Origin of the sequence: Escherichia sp. WS547 (assembly GCF_046486065.1) — a bacterium.
GTDB lineage: Bacteria > Pseudomonadota > Gammaproteobacteria > Enterobacterales > Enterobacteriaceae > Escherichia > Escherichia coli.
This window is the reverse complement of sequence record NZ_JBJQMA010000021.1, coordinates 61,482-83,464: the sequence shown is the minus strand read 5'-3', so window position 1 is coordinate 83,464 and position 21,983 is coordinate 61,482. Positions and strand designations below refer to the sequence as shown.

At 50.5% G+C, this 21,983-nt stretch carries 18 protein-coding genes; 6 read left to right on the top strand and 12 right to left on the bottom strand.

The genetic code is table 11. The annotated features are described in order from the left end of the window. Positions 1-43: 43 nt before the first annotated feature. A complete protein-coding gene (yihI, locus tag ACJHWK_RS17960; RefSeq protein WP_001295266.1) occupies positions 44-553 on the top strand; it encodes a Der GTPase-activating protein YihI in 510 nt (169 codons plus the stop codon). Between the two features lie 188 nt (positions 554-741). Next, complete coding sequence (gene hemN, locus ACJHWK_RS17955; RefSeq protein WP_000116109.1) at positions 742-2,115, top strand: oxygen-independent coproporphyrinogen III oxidase; 1,374 nt, start codon at positions 742-744, stop codon at positions 2,113-2,115. Positions 2,116-2,304: 189 nt separating this feature from the next. Here hemN and ACJHWK_RS17950 read toward each other — a convergent pair whose 3' ends face one another. From ACJHWK_RS17950 to glnA, 4 genes are all read right to left on the bottom strand, one after another. Continuing rightward, positions 2,305-2,415 carry a YshB family small membrane protein gene (locus tag ACJHWK_RS17950; protein ID WP_000893994.1) on the bottom strand — a complete coding sequence of 37 codons (111 nt, stop codon included), beginning with the start codon at positions 2,413-2,415 and terminating at the stop codon, positions 2,305-2,307. Positions 2,416-2,526: 111 nt separating this feature from the next. Continuing rightward, a complete protein-coding gene (gene glnG, locus ACJHWK_RS17945) occupies positions 2,527-3,936 on the bottom strand; it encodes a nitrogen regulation protein NR(I) (protein WP_001188777.1) in 1,410 nt (469 codons plus the stop codon). A gap of 11 nt (positions 3,937-3,947) precedes the next feature. After that, positions 3,948-4,997 carry a nitrogen regulation protein NR(II) gene (gene glnL, locus ACJHWK_RS17940; protein ID WP_000190577.1) on the bottom strand — a complete coding sequence of 350 codons (1,050 nt, stop codon included), beginning with the start codon at positions 4,995-4,997 and terminating at the stop codon, positions 3,948-3,950. Positions 4,998-5,170: 173 nt separating this feature from the next. Then, positions 5,171-6,580 (bottom strand): glutamate--ammonia ligase, encoded by a 1,410-nt coding sequence (gene glnA / locus ACJHWK_RS17935; protein ID WP_001271717.1) that lies wholly within the window; start codon positions 6,578-6,580, stop codon positions 5,171-5,173. Positions 6,581-6,952: 372 nt separating this feature from the next. Between glnA and typA the strand changes: the two genes are divergently transcribed. From typA to ACJHWK_RS17915, 4 genes are all read left to right on the top strand, one after another. Next, positions 6,953-8,776: a ribosome-dependent GTPase TypA gene (typA, locus tag ACJHWK_RS17930; RefSeq protein WP_000570668.1), complete on the top strand. Its 1,824-nt coding sequence runs from the start codon at positions 6,953-6,955 to the stop codon at positions 8,774-8,776. 216 nt (positions 8,777-8,992) lie between these two features. Next, the gene (locus tag ACJHWK_RS17925; RefSeq protein ID WP_000829798.1) at positions 8,993-9,703 is read left to right on the top strand and encodes a GntR family transcriptional regulator; all 711 of its coding nucleotides are present in this window, start codon (positions 8,993-8,995) and stop codon (positions 9,701-9,703) included. A 7-nt stretch (positions 9,704-9,710) separates the two neighbouring features. After that, positions 9,711-10,691 (top strand): sugar phosphate isomerase/epimerase family protein, encoded by a 981-nt coding sequence (locus tag ACJHWK_RS17920; protein ID WP_001521791.1) that lies wholly within the window; start codon positions 9,711-9,713, stop codon positions 10,689-10,691. Positions 10,692-10,792: 101 nt separating this feature from the next. After that, positions 10,793-12,058, top strand: a complete 1,266-nt coding sequence (locus ACJHWK_RS17915; RefSeq protein ID WP_000956312.1) for an MFS transporter — start codon at positions 10,793-10,795, stop codon at positions 12,056-12,058. 91 nt (positions 12,059-12,149) lie between these two features. Here ACJHWK_RS17915 and ompL read toward each other — a convergent pair whose 3' ends face one another. From ompL to yihT, 8 genes are all read right to left on the bottom strand, one after another. Then, positions 12,150-12,842: a porin OmpL gene (gene ompL / locus ACJHWK_RS17910; RefSeq protein WP_001309878.1), complete on the bottom strand. Its 693-nt coding sequence runs from the start codon at positions 12,840-12,842 to the stop codon at positions 12,150-12,152. A 66-nt stretch (positions 12,843-12,908) separates the two neighbouring features. Further along, positions 12,909-14,312, bottom strand: coding sequence for an MFS transporter (locus ACJHWK_RS17905; protein ID WP_001521793.1), 1,404 nt, complete (start codon positions 14,310-14,312; stop codon positions 12,909-12,911). Between the two features lie 42 nt (positions 14,313-14,354). Then, positions 14,355-15,740 carry an MFS transporter gene (locus ACJHWK_RS17900; RefSeq protein WP_001521794.1) on the bottom strand — a complete coding sequence of 462 codons (1,386 nt, stop codon included), beginning with the start codon at positions 15,738-15,740 and terminating at the stop codon, positions 14,355-14,357. Between the two features lie 45 nt (positions 15,741-15,785). Next, positions 15,786-17,822, bottom strand: coding sequence for a sulfoquinovosidase (gene yihQ / locus ACJHWK_RS17895; protein ID WP_001521795.1), 2,037 nt, complete (start codon positions 17,820-17,822; stop codon positions 15,786-15,788). 107 nt (positions 17,823-17,929) lie between these two features. Then, entirely contained in the window at positions 17,930-18,805 is an 876-nt protein-coding gene (locus ACJHWK_RS17890; RefSeq protein WP_000345433.1) for a sulfite exporter TauE/SafE family protein, read from the bottom strand. A gap of 60 nt (positions 18,806-18,865) precedes the next feature. Next, positions 18,866-19,768, bottom strand: coding sequence for an aldose-1-epimerase (locus tag ACJHWK_RS17885; RefSeq protein WP_001167543.1), 903 nt, complete (start codon positions 19,766-19,768; stop codon positions 18,866-18,868). A 67-nt stretch (positions 19,769-19,835) separates the two neighbouring features. After that, on the bottom strand, positions 19,836-21,077 hold the full coding sequence (gene yihS, locus ACJHWK_RS17880; protein ID WP_001521797.1) for a sulfoquinovose isomerase: 1,242 nt from the start codon (positions 21,075-21,077) through the stop codon (positions 19,836-19,838). Between the two features lie 15 nt (positions 21,078-21,092). Further along, positions 21,093-21,971 carry a sulfofructosephosphate aldolase gene (gene yihT / locus ACJHWK_RS17875; RefSeq protein ID WP_001046455.1) on the bottom strand — a complete coding sequence of 293 codons (879 nt, stop codon included), beginning with the start codon at positions 21,969-21,971 and terminating at the stop codon, positions 21,093-21,095. Positions 21,972-21,983: the final 12 nt, after the last annotated feature.

The window sequence follows — 21,983 nt, the reverse complement described above, 5'->3', positions numbered from 1 at the left end:
CCGCAAATCTATACTGAATAAAACGGCTAAAAGACGAACCATTATGAAACCATCATCTTCAAACTCACGCAGCAAAGGTCATGCAAAAGCGCGTCGAAAAACACGCGAGGAGCTGGATCAGGAAGCTCGTGACCGTAAGCGTCAGAAAAAACGTCGTGGTCATGCGCCGGGCAGCCGCGCAGCGGGCGGTAACACCACGTCAGGCAGCAAAGGCCAGAACGCACCGAAAGATCCACGTATTGGCAGTAAAACCCCTATTCCATTGGGCGTGACTGAAAAAGTCACCAAACAGCACAAACCGAAGAGTGAGAAACCTATGCTTTCACCGCAGGCGGAGTTGGAGTTACTGGAAACGGATGAGCGTCTGGATGCGCTGCTGGAACGTCTGGAGGCAGGCGAAACCCTGAGCGCCGAAGAGCAATCCTGGGTGGATGCCAAACTGGATCGTATTGATGAGTTGATGCAGAAACTCGGCCTCTCTTATGACGATGACGAAGAAGAGGAAGAAGACGAGAAGCAAGAAGACATGATGCGTCTGCTGCGGGGCAACTAACGGATTGCCGCCGTGGGCCTTCCCGTTCTGCTGATAACCCTTCCGGTTATATGTTATCTGGTGTGGTTATTCGTTAAACTACAGCGGTTGTCGCGGCGACAAAAGTGGCTGCGCAACCGGCTGATGACCCGAAACGGGCATCCGCCGGTACGCCGTAGCCGCCAGAGACGCCATCGGAAGGAGTGAGCATGTCTGTACAGCAAATCGACTGGGATCTGGCCCTGATCCAGAAATATAACTATTCCGGGCCACGATACACCTCGTACCCGACCGCGCTGGAGTTTTCAGAAGACTTCGGCGAACAGGCGTTTTTACAAGCCGTGGCGCGCTATCCTGAGCGTCCATTATCTCTCTACGTACATATCCCGTTCTGCCATAAGCTTTGTTACTTCTGCGGTTGCAATAAGATTGTTACTCGCCAGCAGCACAAGGCCGATCAGTATCTGGACGCGCTGGAGCAAGAAATCGTCCATCGTGCACCGCTTTTTGCCGGGCGCAAGGTGAGCCAGCTGCACTGGGGCGGTGGTACGCCGACGTATCTGAACAAAGCGCAAATCAGCCGTCTGATGAAGCTGCTGCGCGAAAACTTCCAGTTCAATGCCGATGCGGAGATTTCGATCGAAGTCGATCCGCGCGAAATCGAACTGGATGTACTCGATCATTTACGCGCCGAGGGCTTTAATCGCCTGAGCATGGGCGTGCAGGACTTCAACAAAGAAGTGCAACGTCTGGTTAACCGCGAGCAGGATGAAGAGTTCATCTTTGCACTGCTTAACCATGCGCGTGAGATTGGCTTTACCTCCACCAACATCGACCTGATTTACGGCCTGCCGAAACAAACGCCGGAGAGTTTCGCTTTTACCCTGAAACGCGTGGCGGAGCTGAACCCCGATCGTCTGAGCGTCTTTAACTATGCGCATCTGCCGACCATTTTTGCTGCTCAGCGCAAAATCAAAGATGCTGACTTGCCGAGTCCGCAGCAAAAACTCGATATCCTGCAGGAAACCATCGCCTTCCTGACGCAATCGGGCTATCAGTTTATCGGTATGGATCACTTTGCCCGTCCGGATGACGAACTGGCGGTGGCCCAGCGTGAAGGCGTGCTGCATCGTAACTTCCAGGGCTACACCACTCAGGGCGATACCGATCTGCTGGGGATGGGCGTTTCCGCCATCAGCATGATTGGCGACTGCTACGCGCAGAACCAGAAAGAGTTGAAGCAGTACTATCAGCAAGTGGATGAACAAGGCAATGCGCTGTGGCGTGGTATTGCGCTAACGCGTGATGACTGTATTCGCCGCGATGTGATTAAGTCGCTCATCTGCAACTTCCGTCTGGATTACGCTCCCATTGAGCAACAGTGGGATTTGCACTTCGCTGATTACTTTGCCGAAGATCTCAAGCTGCTCGCCCCGTTAGCAAAAGATGGGCTGGTGGATGTGGATGAGAAGGGGATTCAGGTGACGGCGAAAGGTCGCTTGCTGATCCGCAACATTTGCATGTGCTTTGATACCTATCTGCGCCAGAAAGCGCGGATGCAGCAGTTCTCACGGGTGATTTAAATAGTGAATGGCGCTTCGTTTACAAAGTAGAAAACGAAAGCGCCATCAATGTGCTGAGAACAAGATTGCCTGATGCGCTACGCTTATCAGGCCTACAAAACCTGTTGAAAATATTGCTTTTGTAGACCGGATAAGGCGTTCACGCCGCATCCGGCATGAACAAAGAGCACTTCATCAGCAATCTGAAACTCAGCTAAACAGCCCAATCATCGCGGCACACAGCACGGCAGCAACGGCAGTTTGCGGTGTGTGGCTGTCAACTGCGCCACTCGATACCAGATTAATTATTGATTCCAGCATAATGACTCTCCCCGTTTTCCGGGCAAGATCATACTGAACTTATCGGAACAGTAAAGCGCAAAATACCAGCAATTTGCGCTCAATAATCAATCTTTACACACAAGCCGTGAATCACTCCATCCCCAGCTCTTTTAACTTCCGCGTCAGAGTGTTACGCCCCCAGCCGAGTAGCCGCGCCGCTTCCTGTTTATGCCCCTGCGTATGTCGCAGCGCGGTGGTCAGTAACGTCCGCTCCAGCTCAGGCTGCGCTTCGGAAAGCAGATTTTGATGACCGGAACGCAGCGCCCTGTCTGCCCACTGCGCTAACAGCGTCGCCCAACTGTCCGGTTGCATTTGCGAAGTACTCTCCGCAACCGTTGATTCAAACAGTTCGCCAGGCAAATCCTGAATCAACACTTCCTGTCCGGCAGCCATTACCGTTAGCCAGCGGCAGGTGTTTTCCAGCTGGCGCACGTTGCCTGGCCACGCCAGACGCGTCAGCGCGGCTTCGGTTTCCGGATGCAGTAACTTCGCTTCTACGCCCAGTTCGCGCGCGGCAACCTGTAAAAAATGGCGTGCCAGGCGGGGAATATCTTCCCGACGCTCACGCAGTGGTGGCAGATGAACGCGGATGACGTTCAGGCGGTGGAACAGATCCTCACGGAACTTACCTTCCTGCACCCGCTGTTCAAGATTCTGGTGAGTGGCAGCGATAATCCGCACATCCACTTTCACCGGCGCATAGCCGCCAACGCGATAAAACTGACCGTCTGCCAGCACGCGCAGCAAACGCGTCTGCACATCCAGCGGCATATCACCAATTTCGTCGAGAAATAACGTGCCGCCATCGGCCTGTTCAAAACGCCCCTGACGAATGGTATTCGCGCCGGTAAACGCGCCTTTCTCGTGACCAAACAGTTCTGATTCGATCAAATCCTTCGGGATAGCCGCCATATTCAGCGCGATAAACGGCGCTTTGGCTCGCGGACTGTGGCGATGCAGGGCATGAGCGACCAGCTCTTTACCGGTGCCGGATTCGCCGTTAATCAGCACGCTAATAGAAGAACGCGAAAGCCGACCGATAATACGGAACACGTCCTGCATGGCTGGCGCTTCGCCGATGATATCGGTCGTTGGGCCGTTAAGCTGAACATTACGCGGCTGCTGCTGTTCCTGGTAATGACTGATGGCGCGCTCAACCAGGGCGACGGCTTCGTCGATATCAAACGGTTTGGGCAGATAATCAAACGCCCCTTGTTGATAGGCGCTGACGGCAGCATCCAGATCGGAATGTGCGGTCATAATGATGACCGGAAGCATCGGATGGCGCTGTTTAATCTGCTTGAGCAGCGCCAGCCCGTCCATTCCCGGCATACGGATATCTGAAAGCAGCACATCCGGCGTTTTGCTCGCCAGCGCCTCCAGTACCTCCGCGCCGTTCTCAAATGTTGTACAGGTTAAACCCGCTCCAGCGAGCGCACGTTCAAGCACCCAACGGATGGAACTATCGTCATCGACTACCCAGACTATCCCTCGTTGCATAAACGTCACCTTTATTTCCTGATAGGCAGGTAAACCGAGAACTCGGTATGACCTGGCCAACTGGTAAATTCAATTTTGCCTGAATGCTGATCAATCAAATTACGGGCGATGGATAAGCCAAGCCCGGTGCCACCTTCGCGGCCACTGACCATCGGATAAAACAGCGTATCCTGCAAATGAGGCGGAATGCCCGGCCCGTTATCTTCCACATCAATTCGCGCCGCCAGCCGATAGCGCTCGCCGTGTAAGGTCAGTTGAAACGCGGTGCGGGTACGCAGAATGATTTCACCGCCTTCCGGCCCCAGCGCCTGTAGCGCATTGCGCACAATATTCAGCAAGACCTGTTCAATTTGATCCGGGTCGTGCGCCAGTTCCGGCAGGCTGGGATCGTAATCACGAATCAACCGCACGTTGTCCGGCAGTTCCATCGACACCAACGTCACCACGCGTTCAGCCACTTTGTGAATACTTTCGGTAACGCGCGTACCGGGCAGTTGCGGTCCCAACAGACGGTCGACCAGATTTCGCAGCCGGTCCGCCTGTTCGATAATCACTTTGGTATATTCGAGTAGTGACGGGTCAGGTAATGCTTTGCTGAGTAGCTGCGCCGCGCCACGTAAACCGCCAAGCGGATTTTTAATCTCATGTGCCAGGCCGCGCACTAAATCACGGGCAGCAACCTGCTGGGCGTGCTGTAGCTGTTCCTGACTTAAGCGGCGCTGGTTATCCATCGGTGCCATCTCCAGCAGGATCATGCCGTCCGGCATACGCTGGGCCGTCACAGAAAGGATATGCGAGCGCCCGTCGATGACCAGCGTCACTTCGTTATCGGTAAAACCTTGCCCCGCCTCCAGACTTTCTTGCATCAGCTCGATATTTAATGAGAAGTAGCTCAATAGTTCCGGTAACGGTGTACCAAACAATTTGCGGGAGCTTTGGGCGAGCAGTTGTTGCGCGGCGGGGTTGGCGTAATGGATCGCCAGGTTGTCATCGATTAACAAAATACTGTTAATCAGCGAGTTGAGGATCTGCCCAGCATCGGGCTGCGTGCCTGTTGCCATAAAGCAGTCTCCTGAACAGGTTGCACCATTTTAGTGCATTATAGCTTTTTACGGATAAAAAGCGCGTAGCATCAGAGAATTGACGGAGAAAAAAGCCCATGCAGAGATGGGCTGAAAGTTTCCACGGCAACTAAATCCCGGCGTTGTTGCGCCGGGTAGTACAACTTCAACTATTAGACGCTGTAGTACAGCTCAAACTCTACCGGATGCGGAGTCATACGCACGCGGTCATCTTCTTCGCGACGCAGAGCGATGTACGCATCGATCGCTTCATCAGTGAACACACCACCGGCTTTCAGGAACTCGCGGTCCAGATCCAGTTCGTTCAGTGCTTCTTCCAGAGAACCAGCAACCTGTGGGATCTCTTTCGCTTCTTCCGGCGGCAGGTCATACAGGTTTTTGTCCATCGCTTCGCCCGGATGGATCTTGTTCTTGATACCGTCAAGACCGGCCATCAGCAGGGCAGCAAAGCACAGGTACGGGTTAGCCGCCGGGTCCGGGAAACGTACTTCGATACGACGTGCTTTCGGAGAAGAAACCACCGGAATACGGATAGACGCAGAACGGTTGCGTGCAGAGTAAGCCAGCATTACCGGTGCTTCGTAGCCCGGGACCAGACGCTTGTAAGAGTTGGTGGTCGGGTTTGCCAGGGCATTAATCGCTTTCGCGTGTTTGATTACGCCGCCAATATAGTACAGCGCCTGCTCAGACAGACCTGCGTATTTGTCGCCTGCGAACAGGTTGACGCCGTTTTTAGACAGCGACATGTGGCAGTGCATACCGGAGCCGTTATCACCGAACATCGGTTTTGGCATAAAGGTCGCGGTTTTACCGAAGCGGTGCGCTACGTTGTGCACAACATATTTGTAGATCTGAATTTCGTCAGCTTTTTTGGTCATGGTATTGAAGCGGGTAGCCACTTCGTTCTGACCAGCAGTCGCTACTTCGTGGTGATGGGCTTCAACCACCAGGCCCATCTGTTCCATCACCAGACACATTTCAGAACGAATATCCTGAGCAGAGTCTACCGGCGGAACCGGGAAGTAACCGCCTTTCACTGCCGGACGGTGACCTTTGTTACCACCTTCGTATTGGGTGGAGGAGTTCCATGCGCCTTCGATATCGTCGATAGCAACGTGAGAACCGGAGATAGATGATCCGAAACGGATGTCATCGAACAGGAAGAATTCAGGTTCTGGCCCGAACAGTACGGTGTCGGCAATGCCAGTGGAACGCAGGTAATCTTCGGCGCGCTTCGCAATGGAGCGCGGGTCACGGTCATAGCCTTGCAGGGTGCCAGGTTCAAGGATGTCGCAACGGATAATCAGGGTGGAGTCGGCGAAGAACGGGTCAATCACTGCGGTGGATGCGTCTGGCATCAGCACCATGTCGGACTCGTTAATGCCTTTCCAGCCGCCAATCGAGGAGCCGTCAAACATTTTGCCTTCTTCGAAGAATTCAGCATTCACCTGATGAGCAGGGATAGTGACGTGCTGTTCTTTACCTTTAGTATCGGTGAAGCGCAAATCAACAAACTTCACTTCGTGCTCGTTCAGCATCGTCAGTACGTGTTCAGCGGACATACTTTAACTCTCCTGGATTGGTCATGGTCGTCGTGGTAACGAAATCTGCAATTATTTTGGCCGTGTCGCCGTAAAAAAGATAAAGCGAAATCTGTGCCAACTTTTAAATTGCCCCTAAAAGGCGTTATCATGCTTAACATCGTGCAAAAGGGCTGCACCATGATGTGAATGTTGCACCAATATAGTGCTTCAATGGAAACATTAAGCACCATATTGGTGCAATGACCTTTGGATAACCCTTTTTATGCTCCGTGAAAGCGATCACAAAGGGACTCTGCAATACTTGTTTGCGGAGGATGTTTGTGATCCTGTTTTGTAGTGCGATTAATCCGTGTACAATAACGCGCTATTTCTAATGCCTGAGGCAAAGTTGTGATCGAAAAATTGCGTAATATCGCCATCATCGCGCACGTAGACCATGGTAAAACCACCCTGGTAGACAAGCTGCTCCAACAATCCGGTACGTTCGACTCTCGTGCCGAAACCCAAGAGCGCGTGATGGACTCCAACGATTTGGAGAAAGAGCGTGGGATTACCATCCTCGCGAAAAACACCGCTATCAAATGGAATGATTACCGTATCAACATCGTTGATACCCCGGGGCACGCCGACTTCGGTGGTGAAGTTGAACGTGTAATGTCCATGGTAGACTCAGTGCTGCTGGTGGTTGACGCATTTGACGGCCCGATGCCGCAAACGCGCTTCGTAACCAAAAAAGCGTTTGCTTACGGCCTGAAGCCGATTGTTGTTATCAACAAAGTTGACCGCCCTGGCGCGCGTCCTGACTGGGTTGTGGATCAGGTATTCGACCTGTTCGTTAACCTCGACGCGACCGACGAGCAGCTGGACTTCCCGATCGTTTACGCTTCTGCGCTGAACGGTATCGCGGGTCTGGACCACGAAGATATGGCGGAAGACATGACCCCGCTGTATCAGGCGATTGTTGACCACGTTCCTGCGCCGGACGTTGACCTTGACGGTCCGTTCCAGATGCAGATTTCTCAGCTCGATTACAACAGCTATGTTGGCGTTATCGGCATTGGCCGCATCAAGCGCGGTAAAGTGAAGCCGAACCAGCAGGTCACTATCATCGATAGCGAAGGCAAAACCCGTAACGCGAAAGTCGGTAAAGTGCTGGGCCACCTCGGTCTGGAACGTATCGAAACCGACCTGGCGGAAGCTGGCGATATCGTGGCGATCACGGGCCTGGGCGAACTGAACATTTCTGACACCGTTTGCGACACGCAAAACGTTGAAGCGCTGCCGGCACTCTCCGTTGATGAGCCGACCGTTTCTATGTTCTTCTGCGTTAACACCTCGCCGTTCTGCGGTAAAGAAGGTAAGTTCGTAACGTCTCGTCAGATCCTGGATCGTCTGAACAAAGAACTGGTACACAACGTTGCTCTGCGCGTAGAAGAAACCGAAGACGCCGATGCGTTCCGCGTTTCTGGTCGTGGCGAACTGCACCTGTCTGTTCTGATCGAAAACATGCGTCGTGAAGGTTTCGAACTGGCGGTATCCCGTCCGAAAGTTATCTTCCGTGAAATCGACGGTCGTAAACAAGAGCCGTATGAAAACGTGACTCTGGACGTTGAAGAACAGCATCAGGGTTCTGTAATGCAGGCGCTGGGCGAACGTAAAGGCGACCTGAAAAACATGAATCCAGACGGTAAAGGCCGCGTACGTCTCGACTACGTGATCCCAAGCCGTGGTCTGATTGGTTTCCGTTCTGAGTTCATGACCATGACTTCCGGTACGGGTCTGCTGTACTCCACCTTCAGCCACTACGACGACGTACGTCCGGGTGAAGTGGGTCAGCGTCAGAATGGCGTACTGATCTCTAACGGTCAGGGTAAAGCGGTAGCGTTCGCGCTGTTCGGTCTGCAGGATCGCGGTAAGCTGTTCCTCGGTCACGGTGCAGAAGTTTACGAAGGTCAGATTATCGGTATTCATAGCCGCTCTAACGACCTGACTGTAAACTGCCTGACCGGTAAGAAACTGACCAACATGCGTGCTTCCGGTACTGACGAAGCCGTTGTTCTGGTTCCGCCTATCCGCATGACTCTGGAACAAGCTCTGGAGTTCATCGATGATGACGAACTGGTAGAAGTGACTCCGACCTCTATCCGTATTCGTAAACGTCACCTGACGGAAAACGATCGTCGTCGCGCCAACCGCGCACCGAAAGACGATTAATTTCGTTTTTTAGTTATAAAAAACCTGCCATCGCTGGCAGGTTTTTTTTTACCTGTCGTGAGCGCACACCAATGCGAGTATCTCCCTTATAAGTCTGTGATTACGTCAATAGAGAGCTTTGTCACAATTATCTGCAAAGTCATACACCGTTAATTGCTTTCTTTTTTGGCGTAAGCGTAAGATGCTTCATCTGGTTTAAACCAAAAGGATTAAACAATGGCGGAGAATCAATCCACCGTAGAAAATGCAAAAGAGAAACTGGATCGGTGGTTGAAAGATGGCATCACCACGCCGGGTGGAAAACTCCCTTCAGAAAGAGAGCTGGGAGAACTGCTGGGCATTAAACGTATGACGCTGCGCCAGGCGTTGTTGAACCTCGAGGCAGAATCCAAAATCTTCCGTAAGGATCGTAAGGGGTGGTTCGTGACCCAGCCGCGATTTAATTACAGTCCGGAGCTGTCAGCGAGCTTTCAGCGGGCCGCAATTGAGCAAGGACGAGAGCCTTCCTGGGGGTTTACCGAGAAAAACCGTACCAGCGATATTCCCGAGACGCTCGCGCCACTGATTGCAGTGACACCATCAACTGAACTCTATCGCATCACCGGCTGGGGGGCGCTGGAAGGACATAAAGTTTTCTATCACGAAACATATATTAATCCTGAAGTTGCTCCGGGTTTTATTGAACAACTTGAAAACCACTCATTTTCTGCAGTCTGGGAAAAGTGCTACCAGAAAGAGACGGTAGTAAAAAAATTGATTTTCAAACCCGTCAGAATGCCGGGCGATATCAGCAAGTATCTTGGCGGTTCTGCGGGTATGCCAGCGATCTTAATTGAAAAGCATCGCGCCGACCAGCAAGGCAATATTGTCCAGATAGATATTGAATATTGGCGATTTGAGGCCGTAGACCTCATCATTAATCTGTAGGTGTTTTATGGTGACAATAAATAACGCAAGAAAGATTCTACAACGTGTCGACACTCTTCCTCTTTATTTACATGCTTATGCCTTTCATTTAAATATGCGGCTGGAAAGAGTGTTGCCTGCTGATTTACTTGATATCGCAAGTGAAAATAATCTACGTGGCGTCAAAATCCATGTTCTGGACGGCGAGCGTTTTTCTCTTGGTAATATGGACGATAAAGAACTCTCTGCCTTTGGGGATAAAGCCCGCCGTCTGAACCTTGATATTCATATTGAAACCAGCGCTTCAGATAAGGCATCTATTGACGAAGCCGTCGCCATTGCGTTGAAAACTGGGGCATCGTCCGTACGTTTTTATCCACGTTATGAAGGTAATTTGCGCGACGTATTATCGATCATCGCTAACGACATTGCCTATGTACGGGAAACGTATCAGGACAGCGGCCTGACTTTTACGATCGAACAGCATGAAGATTTAAAAAGCCATGAGTTGGTGTCGCTGGTCAAAGAAAGTGAGATGGAATCTCTTTCCTTACTGTTTGATTTTGCGAACATGATCAATGCAAATGAGCATCCCATCGACGCTTTAAAAACGATGGCACCGCATATTACCCAGGTCCATATCAAAGATGCCTTGATCGTTAAAGAAGAGGGTGGCCTGGGTCATAAAGCCTGTATTTCAGGTCAGGGTGATATGCCGTTCAAAGCGTTATTAACGCACCTTATATGCCTGGGTGATGATGAGCCGCAGGTGACGGCATATGGCCTGGAAGAAGAGGTTGATTACTATGCGCCGGCGTTCCGCTTTGAAGACGAAGATGATAATCCGTGGATCTCTTATCGCCAGATGAGTGAAACACCATTGCCAGAAAATCATTTACTGGATGCGCGGTTACGTAAAGAAAAAGAAGATGCAATTAATCAGATAAATCATGTGCGTAACGTACTACAACAAATCAAACAAGAGGCAAACCATCTTCTGAACCACTAATAAGTTTTAACTCATACGCAGTTAATAAAACCATTCGATATGAATGGTCGGTATCTTATTGCCTTTAAAACAGTGATTTTAAATATCGCTTAGGGGATGTTATGCTCACGAAAAAGAAATGGGCGTTATTTAGTCTATTAACATTGTGTGGCGGTACAATTTATAAATTACCGTCGCTGAAAGATGCGTTTTATATCCCGATGCAGGAATATTTCCATTTGACCAATGGTCAAATTGGTAATGCTATGTCGGTAAACTCATTTGTCACGACAGTGGGCTTTTTTCTGTCTATTTATTTTGCCGATAAACTACCGCGCAGATACACCATGTCATTCTCACTCATTGCGACAGGATTACTGGGTGTTTATTTGACGACAATGCCGGGGTATTGGGGCATCCTCTTTGTCTGGGCGCTATTTGGCGTTACTTGCGACATGATGAACTGGCCGGTCTTGCTCAAGTCGGTAAGTCGATTGGGCAATAGCGAACAACAAGGTCGGTTGTTTGGCTTCTTCGAAACAGGGCGTGGCATTGTCGATACCGTGGTGGCATTTTCTGCGTTGGCAGTATTTACCTGGTTTGGCAGTGGCTTATTGGGTTTTAAAGCAGGCATCTGGTTCTATTCCCTTATTGTGATTGCCGTAGGCATTATCATTTTCTTTGTTCTGAATGACAAAGAAGAGGCACCGTCCGTTGAGGTGAAAAAAGAAGACGGAGCATCGAAAAACACCAGTATGACCTCGGTGCTGAAAGACAAAACTATCTGGCTTATCGCTTTCAACGTCTTCTTCGTTTACGCGGTTTACTGTGGCCTGACATTCTTCATTCCATTCCTGAAAAACATCTATCTATTGCCCGTTGCGCTGGTGGGGGCTTACGGCATCATTAACCAATACTGTCTGAAAATGATTGGTGGACCGATTGGTGGCATGATTTCAGATAAGATCCTGAAATCGCCGAGTAAATATCTATGCTACACCTTTATCATCAGTACCGCTGCGCTCGTACTGTTGATTATGCTGCCGCACGAAAGTATGCCGGTATATTTAGGGATGGCATGTACGCTGGGCTTTGGCGCGATAGTCTTTACACAGCGAGCCGTATTTTTTGCACCTATCGGCGAAGCAAAAATTGCTGAAAATAAAACAGGCGCGGCGATGGCGTTGGGTAGCTTTATTGGTTACGCCCCGGCGATGTTCTGCTTCAGTCTGTATGGCTACATTCTGGATTTAAATCCGGGGATTATTGGCTACAAAATTGTGTTTGGCATTATGGCCTGCTTCGCATTCTGTGGTGCGGTGGTTTCCGTAATGCTGGTTAAGCGTATTAGCCAACGTAAGAAAGAGATGCTGGCGGCTGAAGCTTGATTAATGGCCGGATGTGGCTTAATCCGGCCAACGGAAACCGTATCAACCGTAGGCCGGATAAGGCGTTTTCGCCGCATCCGGCAGTTTTACATCAGAAGAAATACTTCGTCCCGATACGAATCTGGTTTTGCTCGCGGTGGTACGGTTCGACATTACGATCTAACCAGCGTAATTCGAAATAAGGGAGCCAGTGTTCATTAATGCGATAACGGAAGGTGTTAGTGATTTCCCAGTGATGATCTTTTCCATTGCTGCTATTAAAGTCATTTACTCGCATGAAGTAATGTGGTTCAAATGTATAGGAGAATTTCTCGGTGATTTTAAAATTCCAGTAGGTGCCAACTTCATAGGTGTCGTTATTATCCAATTCGCCGTTCAAATCTGTAGAGCTGTAATTATTATGGTTATAGCGATTACGCACCGTCAGGTTAAACCACGGAGTAAATTTGTAGTTAACATCCAGATAAACGGCACCACCCGAACCGATACTCTTGTCATTAATTAAGCCACCGGGCTGGATGGTTAATTTATCGGTTGGTTTAAATAAAGGATACCAACCTTCAATTTCATTATAGCCATGTTTGAGTTCATCTTCTCGCTGAAAGGTGTAGGTATTGGTTAACATAATACCCGCGCCCATATCGAAGTTATAACCCACGCGTAGCATAACTTCGCCCTGATCGGAGGCGAGATTATATGCCTCCCTGTTTTCGACGTATGCGCCAGCAAATACCGAGGCAGAGGTCAGAGAGGATAATAGAATTATTGCATTAATCTTTTTCATAATAAGTCCATTTTTAAACGTAGGGAGGCCGCCACCCACCAGGATGGAAATAGCGGCTATTGACATTTATAACGTTACGGAAGCCGTTTTTTCTTCTGTCGCCATCTCTTTATTTTTGCGTTGGTTGATTTCCTCAATAATCAATGCAAACCGTTTTTCATTGAGTGTGTAAAAGAATCCCATCGTCAATGCAGCAATAATTGCCAGTGCACAAGGCCAGATAAAAATGAGCTGACGCAAACCCTGTAATGTCGCATCACTTTGCGCGATGTTGGGAACATAACCGATTTGCGTCAGCATAATGCCTGGCAAGAAGCCAGCAAGTGCGGCAGAAATTTTACGAAAGAAGGTATAACCGGTATAAACAGAACCTTCGGCACGAATACCGGTTTTCCATTCACCGTAATCTACGGTATCTGGCACCAGTGCCCAGTTCAGGCTGTTTACAAAGGCCGTGCCAAAAAAGGCGACACAAGAGAACATGACGAAAGTGAAAGAGTTACTTCCCCAGAAATAATTCAGGATATCACCAACCGCCCATAGCACCATGCCAGCTAAATAAACCTGTTTTTTACCAAAACATTTTACAGTTAATGGCACCAGTAATACGCCGACGAGGATACATCCCATACTGAAAAATCCCATCCACGACAATAAATTAATATCATTCAGCACATACTGGGTGTAATAGACCTGAATCGCCAGTTTGATATTAAATGCCGCCAGGGTACACAGGTTAGCAATGCACAAAACCAGCAATGGCGGATTACGAAATATCGCGCAAAAAGATTTGAGAATACTGGCTTTATGTCCGGTTGGCGTCGTGTCCACATAATGCTCTTTGACGCCTCTGTAGCACAGCATCATAAAAATAAAGCCACCAATGGAGAACATCAGTGCCGCGCAGGCATAACCGACGGTGGAGTCAGAAAAAAGCGACTGCAACGGAATAAACGCCACGGTACAAATCAATAGCCCTATGGTTGCACCACCCTGGCGGTAAGCCGCGAGCTGCGCGCGCTCATTCGGGTTTTTGGTAATTGCCGGGATCATCGCACCATACGAGCAGTTCATCAGACTGTATGAAAGTCCAAACATCATAAACAGTGCGGTGGCAATCGTCGTTTTAACCGGCAAACTAAAGGTGGTGGCGATAAACTGGAGCGTTGCAATTAACGCCGCCGGAACCGCTGCATATAAAATAAAGGGACGAAATTTGCCTTTAGGCCCAATATTTTTCCGCGAGTCGAGTAAAAATCCGGTGAGCATATCGGTAAACGCGGTAAAAAACTTCGCCACCAGAAAGATAATCCCGCCATAGTAAGCAGGCATCCCTAATTCATCGGTATAAAATTTGAGGAGATACAGAGTACCGATGCAGAGCATTAAATTCGAACCGACGTCGCCCATACCATAGGCGATTTTTTCCCGCAGATTCAGTCTTAATGTCAGTGGATTATGGTCAGACATAATCACTCCTTATAACGCCCCGCAGGGCGTTGTTTATTATAATTACGCCGTGCGTTTACGGGCTTCTATCTCTTCAACAATGCGGACGTACATCTTCTCGTTCAGACTGTAGAAGCAACCCATCGCCACAATGGTGACTACTGCCAGTGCGCTTGGGTAGATGAAGATCAGCTGGCGCAACCCTTCAATGGTGTGGTCAGCCTGTGCGACGTTTGGCACATAGCCGATTTGCGTCAGCATCCAGCCTGGGAAGAAACCTGCCAGCGCCTGAGATACTTTGCGAAAGAAGGTGAAGCCGGTGTAGACCGTACCTTCCGAACGCACACCGGTGCGCCACTCGCCGTACTCGACGGTGTCGGAAACCAGCGCCCAGTTCAGGCTGTTAACAAACGCCGAGCCGAAGAATGCCAGGCAGGAGAACGCCACAAAGCTGACCGAGCCGCCGCCGAAGAAATAGTTGAGCAGATCGCCCAGCACCCAAATCAGCAGGCCGCCGATATAGACCTTCTTCTTACCAAAACGTCTGACTGCGCCAGGCATCAGGAACACGCCGATGAAAATACAGCCCATGCTGAAAAATCCCATATACGACAACAGGATGGGATCGTTAAGTACGTACTGGGTGTAATAGACCTGGATGGCGAGCTTGACGTTAAACGCCCCTAAAGTGCAGAGGTTGGCAATGCACAGAATGAACAGCGGGCGGTTACCGGCAATTGCGCGGAAAGATTGCAACAGGCCTGGCTTTTGCGCCGGATTGGTAGGTTGGGTTTCGACATAACGCTCTTTCACGCCCGAGTAGCAGATCCACATAAACAGCAGGCCGAACAGTGAAAACAGCGTGGCAGCGAAGATATAGCCAATTTGCTGATTACCTTCGATAAGATTCATAACCGGCACGAATCCCACCGTACACAGCAGTAAGCCCAATGTAGCGCCACCCTGACGCCATGCTGCCAGCGATGCGCGTTCGTTGGGGTTTTTGGTAATAGCGGGGACCATTGCGCCGTAGGAGCAGTTCATCATGCTGAAAAACAGCCCGTAGAGCATAAACAGAATAGTGGCCATCACCGTTTTACCGGTGACATCAAACGGTGTGCCGACAAAGTTGGCGATCGCCAGCAGAGTGACCGGGAATGATGCATACAGAATAAAAGGGCGGAATTTGCCTTTTGGACCGATCTTGCGCCGGGAATCGAGCATGATGCCGGTACCCATATCGGTAAAGGCGGTAAAGAATTTCGAGATCAAAAAGATAATGCCGCCATAGGTGCCGGGCAGCCCCAGAACGTCGGTATAAAACTTCAAAAGATAAAGCGTGCCGATATCCAGCAGGATGTTAGAGGCCAGATCGCCGATACCGTAAGAGAGTTTCTCTTTAAAGGGCAGACGTAAAGTAGCCGGATCTTCCGTTGTGATGTGACTCATCGTTGTTCTCCCTTTGCCCGTGAGTTTCCCCACGGGCGGACGTGATTAGATGCTTTTTAACGACGCGAACAGTGCCGCCCATTCGCTATCGGCGCGATAAAAGACCGGCGGCTTGCCGATGGGCGCATTAACGGTCACTTCCCCGCCCCGGAATGCTTCACCCGTCCAGGCATGGACCCAGTTATCCTCCGGCAGATAGAGCGTCCAGTCGCTACGGCCTTCTTCATGCACCGGAGCGACCAGAATGTCGCGGCCTAACAGGTACTGATATTTCAGGGTGTAGGTCTGCGCGTCGTCTTCGTAATGCAGGAACAGCGGGCGCATGACCGGCAGACCGGACTTCGCATTCAGCGCGACGGCCTCTTTCAGATAAGGTTTCAGGGTGGTGAAGACGGTGGTCATACGGGCGAAATGGGCGATGGTTTCCGCGTCGCCGTCAAACTGCCAGTTGTCGCCAGGACGGTTACCTTCGTGGGTGCGCATCATCGGCGTGAAGGCGCTGAAATCGCACCAGCGCAGCAGCAGCTCTTTGCTGCGCTTCATCTCAAACAGGGTGGTGTAACCGCCAATGTCGCTGTGATGCAGGCCATGTCCGGTCATTGCCAGCGACAGCGCCGCCGGGACAACCGACGCCAGGCCATCGTCGAGACTCCAGTCGACGTTCTGGTCGCCCGCCCACATCATGGTGGAGTATTTCTGGCTACCGGTAGAACCGGCGCGCATAAAGAAGAGGATCTCGCCGAGCTTGCCCGTTTCTTCAAGGGCTTCGTAGTTACATTTCGCCCACAGCGCAGGCCAGGCGTTATGCATAATTTCCGCGCTGACGCCGTTATGCAGGTACGTGTCGGTGGGCAGATACTCGCCGAAGTCAGCCATCCAGCCGCCGCAGCCAAGTTCAATCATGTTCTTTTTGATCACTTCCTTGAACCAGGCGTAGGCTTCTGGATTGGTGAGGTCGACAACGCCGCCATAGAACTCGCCAAACTCCACCAGATAGTCGCCGCCAGAGGCATCTTTTGCCAGATAACCGCGCTTTGCCGCCTCTTCGCAGAGATCTTTATCGCTGGCTACATACGGGTTGATATAGGCCAGGAACTGCACGCCCTCTTTGTTCCACTGCTTAATACGTGAGTCCAGTTGCGGATAGTTTTCGCTGTTCCACTTCCAGTTCCACATTACGCGTTTGCCAAAAGAGGTCATACGGATCCCGGACCAGTCCTGCGCCCAGATGCCGTTAACCTTCACACCCGCGTTACGCATGGTGTCCAGTTTCTTCTGACACACTTCCGTCCCGCCCTGAATGCCGAGCGTTACCCCGTCATAAATCCAGTCGGGCAGTTCTGGCTGGCGTCCCAGCAGGGCAGTTAATTTTTCCAGCAGGGAGATGTATGTATCAGCACATTCAAAACGCAGCGTTGCTTTGTCTTCCCACAGCGCCAGTTCATGGTATTCCGGGGCGCTAAAGTCGAAGTTCATGTAGCAACTGTTATCAACATGGCAGTAATACTTCTGCGTGCTGACAAACGTAGGCTGTGGGAAGAAAGTCCAGTAATAGTCGCCGCCCGCGTTCTCTTTGCAGTCGGCCTGCCAGGTGACATAGGTTTGCTTGTTGCGACCAACGCCTTGTTCACTGGTCCATAGCGGGAACGGTTTGCCGCGCAGATCGAAGTAGGAAAACTGTTCGCCGCAGCCGTAGATATGGTCCTCTGGTTGAGCGGCAAGGCGCAGCCAGATGCGGTTGTGGTTAAGGTTGTCGTTTTGTAGTTCCAGCAATAAACGGCCCTGATCGTCGGCAGAGATATTCAGCGTGGCGCTAATGTCAGAACCACGGCTGAAATGGATTAACCAACCATCCGGTGACTGGCTGACGATGGCGTCGGTAAGCGCAATTTTCTCCTGTAGTTTATCTTTAATGCTGAAATTGCCGCGGAACATATCGATATCCGCAATACCTGAACCAATCCATAAACAAGGATTATCTTTGCTATGGGTTAAAATAAGACGCTGTTGAAAATGTAGGGTAAAACAGTCGTTATTCTGATGAAACTGAAAATCTGGTAATTGTGGGCGTGGCGTATCCATAAATAATCTCCATAGAGTATAAAGCTAATATTTCATGCCATCCTGTTGTTACAGGTTTCATTAATTAAAGAATGTGTGCGGGTATAAATTAAAACCCGCATAAGTGATTATTTACTTTCTTCAGCCCGGCGGATTGCCGCCACTTTTTTACCAAATGCCAGTTGCAGTATAACTAACAAGGTAAAAGGAGGCAGAAGCGCGGCAGCAGCGGGAATTCCCAGCGCGCCTTTTATCAACATAGAACCGGAGGCAATCAGCAACAAAAAGACCATCACACGGAACACTTTGACTGAAATGCGTTTATGCACATATTGTCCAACCAGTGAACCGAGGATCATGGTGGGAATACAAAACAGCACCAGTTTAAAGATAGAAACAGTCAAAATTCCGCTGGTCGCCAGCCCGCCGATCACCGCGATGTTGTTTGCGGTGAAGAAAGCGTTCAGAGTGCCACGAAATGCCGCCGGGCCTAAGTTACGCAGCATACCGTAGATAACCATCGGCGGTCCGTTGGTTGAGAACGCCGCGCCTAATGCGCCAGCTACTGCGCCGATAGGTGCGGCGATCCAGTTACGGTCATAAATCGGCAGGCGAGGAATAAACATGCTGTAAAACGAGTAAAGGATAAGGAATCCGCCTAAGCCCACTTTCATAAAATGGTCGGGTAAATACGACAGCGCATATAAACCGACGGGTATTCCCAGAAACGAGAAAATAATCAGTACCATTGCCGATCGCCAATCCGTTTCTTTACGTGACAGCCAGGTGGCGTACAAGGCGGTCGCGGTGCCGACAATCACCGAGAGCGGAGTTGCCATTTTTACGGGGAGCATTAACGTGACGAGCGGCATAGTGGTTAAACCACCGCCAAATCCCGCGCATATCCCCACAAAGGTATAAAGAAACATTAACGCGATAACGATACATACCACGCTTGTTTCCACCATGGCCCCATCCGGCGAAAATAACGTAAAAAAGTCCATAATATTTCCTGTTGTGTAAATACAACCCTAAACAATGATCTCGTTCTTTTCTTAATAAAATTAATTGTGCTGCCCGTGAATATTAAAAAACAGGCGGTGCGTTTTTCCTGGTTCCAGTAATAATAAGTCGATACCTGAATTAAAGGCGTTAGGCGGGCAACTCATAGGTTCAACTGCCAGTCCCTGACGCTGTAATTTTTCACCGCTATAAACCTGCACCCAGGGTTGATCGGAACAGAGGCTCACCGAAAGCGCCTGTTGTGGATGGGTAATGGTTATTTCCCACAGATCATTAGCGGTTTTAAAGGTATGGTCTATTTTTGTCGCGGCTATTTTTGTCGCCCGCGTGAAATTTAAATTCAGCTCATCAACGTGGTGAAGCGTTGTCGGATTTGCGTGCTCATCGACGGCATAAACCTGTTCTGCCGGAAGCTGGAAAAGATAGTCATCAACAGATGTTAAGTTGCAGGTTAAATAAGGATGAATACCCACACCATAAGGTGCGGTCACAGTACCAATATTCTGGCTTGCGATCTCAACGGAAAGACCCGTGCGTGCATTGAGCGAATAAACAACTTGTGAAGCCAGCATAAACGGATAGCCGTAACTGGGCGGCAGAAAAGCTGTCAGGGTAACGCTGGTGGCGGTTAATTCGCTAATTTGCCAGTCACGCCAGGCAAGCAGCCCGTGAATAGCGGCTTTTGAACTATGTTCATTAATGGGTAACTGATAGTCCTGCCCCTGATAGCGATAACAGCCGTTGGCGATCCGGTTCGGCCACGGAATAAGCACTTTACCCAGATGCGCCAGCGGCATCTCTTCGGGTTTGTGCGGGATGACTAAATGACAACCCTGAAAGGTTAATTCAGCCAGACCAGCACCAACCGTCACGATAGTCGCGTGATAATCCCCCGCGGCAAGTGAAACGGTTTGTCCACTGCAATGCATGTTGGTGATTTGCATACGAGGCACCTTTATTGAATAACGACATACCCGGCATGTAGCCTGATATGCCGTTATTTCAGCTCAGTTATTTCGCGTTAACGTCCAGCAGGCCTGCGGCAACAGCCGGAGCCAGGCCTGGCGCTAACGGGATACGCGGGATCACCAGGCAATGCAGCAGGTGATAAATATCCTGTTTGCCGTCCCAGACTTTCGTGGTGACTTTATTGTCCGCATCCAGCTCCTGCCACCAGGAACCATTTTCATAGTCCATCAGGTACTTAATGCAGTAGTCCCACCATGTCTGATACCAGGTTTCATACTGGCGATCGCCGGTGGCGGTGTAGAGCGCGTAAGCCGTACCCATCGCTTCGACGATAGGCCAACGCACACGTTCGCGGACCACCGGTTTGCCTTCCCAGTCAACGGTATAAACAATCCCGTCCGCGCCATCGGGTGCCCAGGCATCGCGCACGGTGGCGTTAAATAGACCTTTGGCATCTTCTAGCAGCCAGGCAGGCGGCTGTTCACAACGGGCTTCCAGGGCCGCGTGGATGTGCAGCATTAAACGGCCCCATTCGATCCAGTGGCCCGGCGTGCCACCGAATGCGCGGAAGCGGTGCGCCGGGTTATCTTTGTTGTAATCCGGCAGCGGATTCCACTGGGTATCGAAGTGCTCGTTAACGCGATAATGATTATTTCTGGCGACGTCGTGGATAATCACGGAAGCCACGCGAATCGCGCGATCCAGCCATTTTTTGTCATGGGTGACGTCATAGACAATCAGGAAGGCTTCCACCGCGTGCATGTTGGCATTGCCGCCGCGGTACTCTTCGGTTTTGCTGAAGGCTTCGTCCCAGGACTCCAGGCACATCTGCTCTTCTTCGCTCCAGAAGTATTTCTCAATAATTTCAATGGCGTAATCGAGAAGTTTACGGGCTTCCGGGTGACCGGTAGTGACGGCGCTGGCAGCACCCAGCAGAGCAAAGAAGTGTTGATAGCCCTGTTTGGAGGCATCCACCACGCCCTCGTCATTCACGCAGGCATACCAACCGCCATATTTTTTATCGCGCAGTGCGCCGTTCATGGCTTTGATACCGTGATCAACCAACGAGTAAGCGCCAGGTCGACCCATCGCCGCAGCAACGGAATAAACGTGCAACATACGAGCGGTGATCCACAGATGGGTGCCCATCTCTTCTTTGATTTGCCCTTTATTGCCTAACCAGCCAAATCCGGTCGGTACTACGGAATTTTTACCAAAATCAAAGATGCGGTCGGTTTCCTGTTCCAGCCAACGGTTGTGACTTAAGGTGTTAAACCATTTCATTTTTGTATCCCCATCTTAACGGCGTTTAGCCATCATTTCGTCGACGATATCGCCAAGTTGTTGTAATTTAGGTGCGCAAACGTCACGCAGCATCAGCTCGTTGTCTGGTAAACCGACAACCGATGCCCAGACGGCACGACCAGCCAGGAAGCCCGATGCACCCGCTGTCATTGCCACGCGTACGGCACGCGGGAACAGTTTTTCGTCGACACCGGAAGAAAGTATCACCCACGGCATATTGATATGGTCATTCAGACGTTGTGAAGCACTGAGAAGCTCTTGTTGCGGACCTTTACCGTAAAGCGGCATTTCAACTTTGTAGAGGTCAGCGCCACTGTCGCCCAGCTCTTTAGCAGCATCGATGATCGCTTGTTCGCGATCGAATTTATCGCCACGACGTGGTGGGCGGACGACTGGCTCAATAATGCTTACCAGGCCGTGTGAGTGGCACAGTTCGTTAAACTCTTTCACCATATCCAGACGTTGCTGCGCATCTTCATCACTACGCCACAGCACCAGCAGTTTTAAGGCTTTGCCACCGTCTTGTTTGATTTGTAGCGGATTGATTTTGCGGTCAATGACCACGCTATCTACCGGAATACCGTTGCCAGGAATGAACTCATCGGCGGCGACAATCATGGCGCAACTTTTGGCAATCGCGTTTTGCTCAACCACCTGGCGGTAACAGAATTGCTGATCCACCAGAATCGCCGAGGCATAAGGCGAGAGGGCCTTTGCAGCGTTAACTTTGAAATCAGTTAAAACGCTATCGGCTACTGGAGCGGGTGCCCCAGCCGCGGCAAACATCATGCGCATGGCTTCGCGTTGATCGACCGCCAGCATGGCAAAACCGCCCGATGCGCGTGTAATGTCGTTGATGGTGTACTTATTCATTCATTTATTCCT

What these genes read in the sequence shown, in the direction of transcription:
- yihI (WP_001295266.1), top strand. Translation starts at nt 44, where the DNA reads ATGAAACCATCATCTTCAAACTCACGCAGCAAAGGTCATGCAAAAGCG.
- hemN (WP_000116109.1), top strand. Translation starts at nt 742, where the DNA reads ATGTCTGTACAGCAAATCGACTGGGATCTGGCCCTGATCCAGAAATAT.
- ACJHWK_RS17950 (WP_000893994.1), bottom strand. Translation starts at nt 2,415, where the DNA reads ATGCTGGAATCAATAATTAATCTGGTATCGAGTGGCGCAGTTGACAGC.
- glnG (WP_001188777.1), bottom strand. Translation starts at nt 3,936, where the DNA reads ATGCAACGAGGGATAGTCTGGGTAGTCGATGACGATAGTTCCATCCGT.
- glnL (WP_000190577.1), bottom strand. Translation starts at nt 4,997, where the DNA reads ATGGCAACAGGCACGCAGCCCGATGCTGGGCAGATCCTCAACTCGCTG.
- glnA (WP_001271717.1), bottom strand. Translation starts at nt 6,580, where the DNA reads ATGTCCGCTGAACACGTACTGACGATGCTGAACGAGCACGAAGTGAAG.
- ACJHWK_RS17925 (WP_000829798.1), top strand. Translation starts at nt 8,993, where the DNA reads ATGGCGGAGAATCAATCCACCGTAGAAAATGCAAAAGAGAAACTGGAT.
- ACJHWK_RS17920 (WP_001521791.1), top strand. Translation starts at nt 9,711, where the DNA reads ATGGTGACAATAAATAACGCAAGAAAGATTCTACAACGTGTCGACACT.
- ACJHWK_RS17915 (WP_000956312.1), top strand. Translation starts at nt 10,793, where the DNA reads ATGCTCACGAAAAAGAAATGGGCGTTATTTAGTCTATTAACATTGTGT.
- ompL (WP_001309878.1), bottom strand. Translation starts at nt 12,842, where the DNA reads ATGAAAAAGATTAATGCAATAATTCTATTATCCTCTCTGACCTCTGCC.
- ACJHWK_RS17905 (WP_001521793.1), bottom strand. Translation starts at nt 14,312, where the DNA reads ATGTCTGACCATAATCCACTGACATTAAGACTGAATCTGCGGGAAAAA.
- ACJHWK_RS17900 (WP_001521794.1), bottom strand. Translation starts at nt 15,740, where the DNA reads ATGAGTCACATCACAACGGAAGATCCGGCTACTTTACGTCTGCCCTTT.
- yihQ (WP_001521795.1), bottom strand. Translation starts at nt 17,822, where the DNA reads ATGGATACGCCACGCCCACAATTACCAGATTTTCAGTTTCATCAGAAT.
- ACJHWK_RS17890 (WP_000345433.1), bottom strand. Translation starts at nt 18,805, where the DNA reads ATGGACTTTTTTACGTTATTTTCGCCGGATGGGGCCATGGTGGAAACA.
- ACJHWK_RS17885 (WP_001167543.1), bottom strand. Translation starts at nt 19,768, where the DNA reads ATGCAAATCACCAACATGCATTGCAGTGGACAAACCGTTTCACTTGCC.
- yihS (WP_001521797.1), bottom strand. Translation starts at nt 21,077, where the DNA reads ATGAAATGGTTTAACACCTTAAGTCACAACCGTTGGCTGGAACAGGAA.
- yihT (WP_001046455.1), bottom strand. Translation starts at nt 21,971, where the DNA reads ATGAATAAGTACACCATCAACGACATTACACGCGCATCGGGCGGTTTT.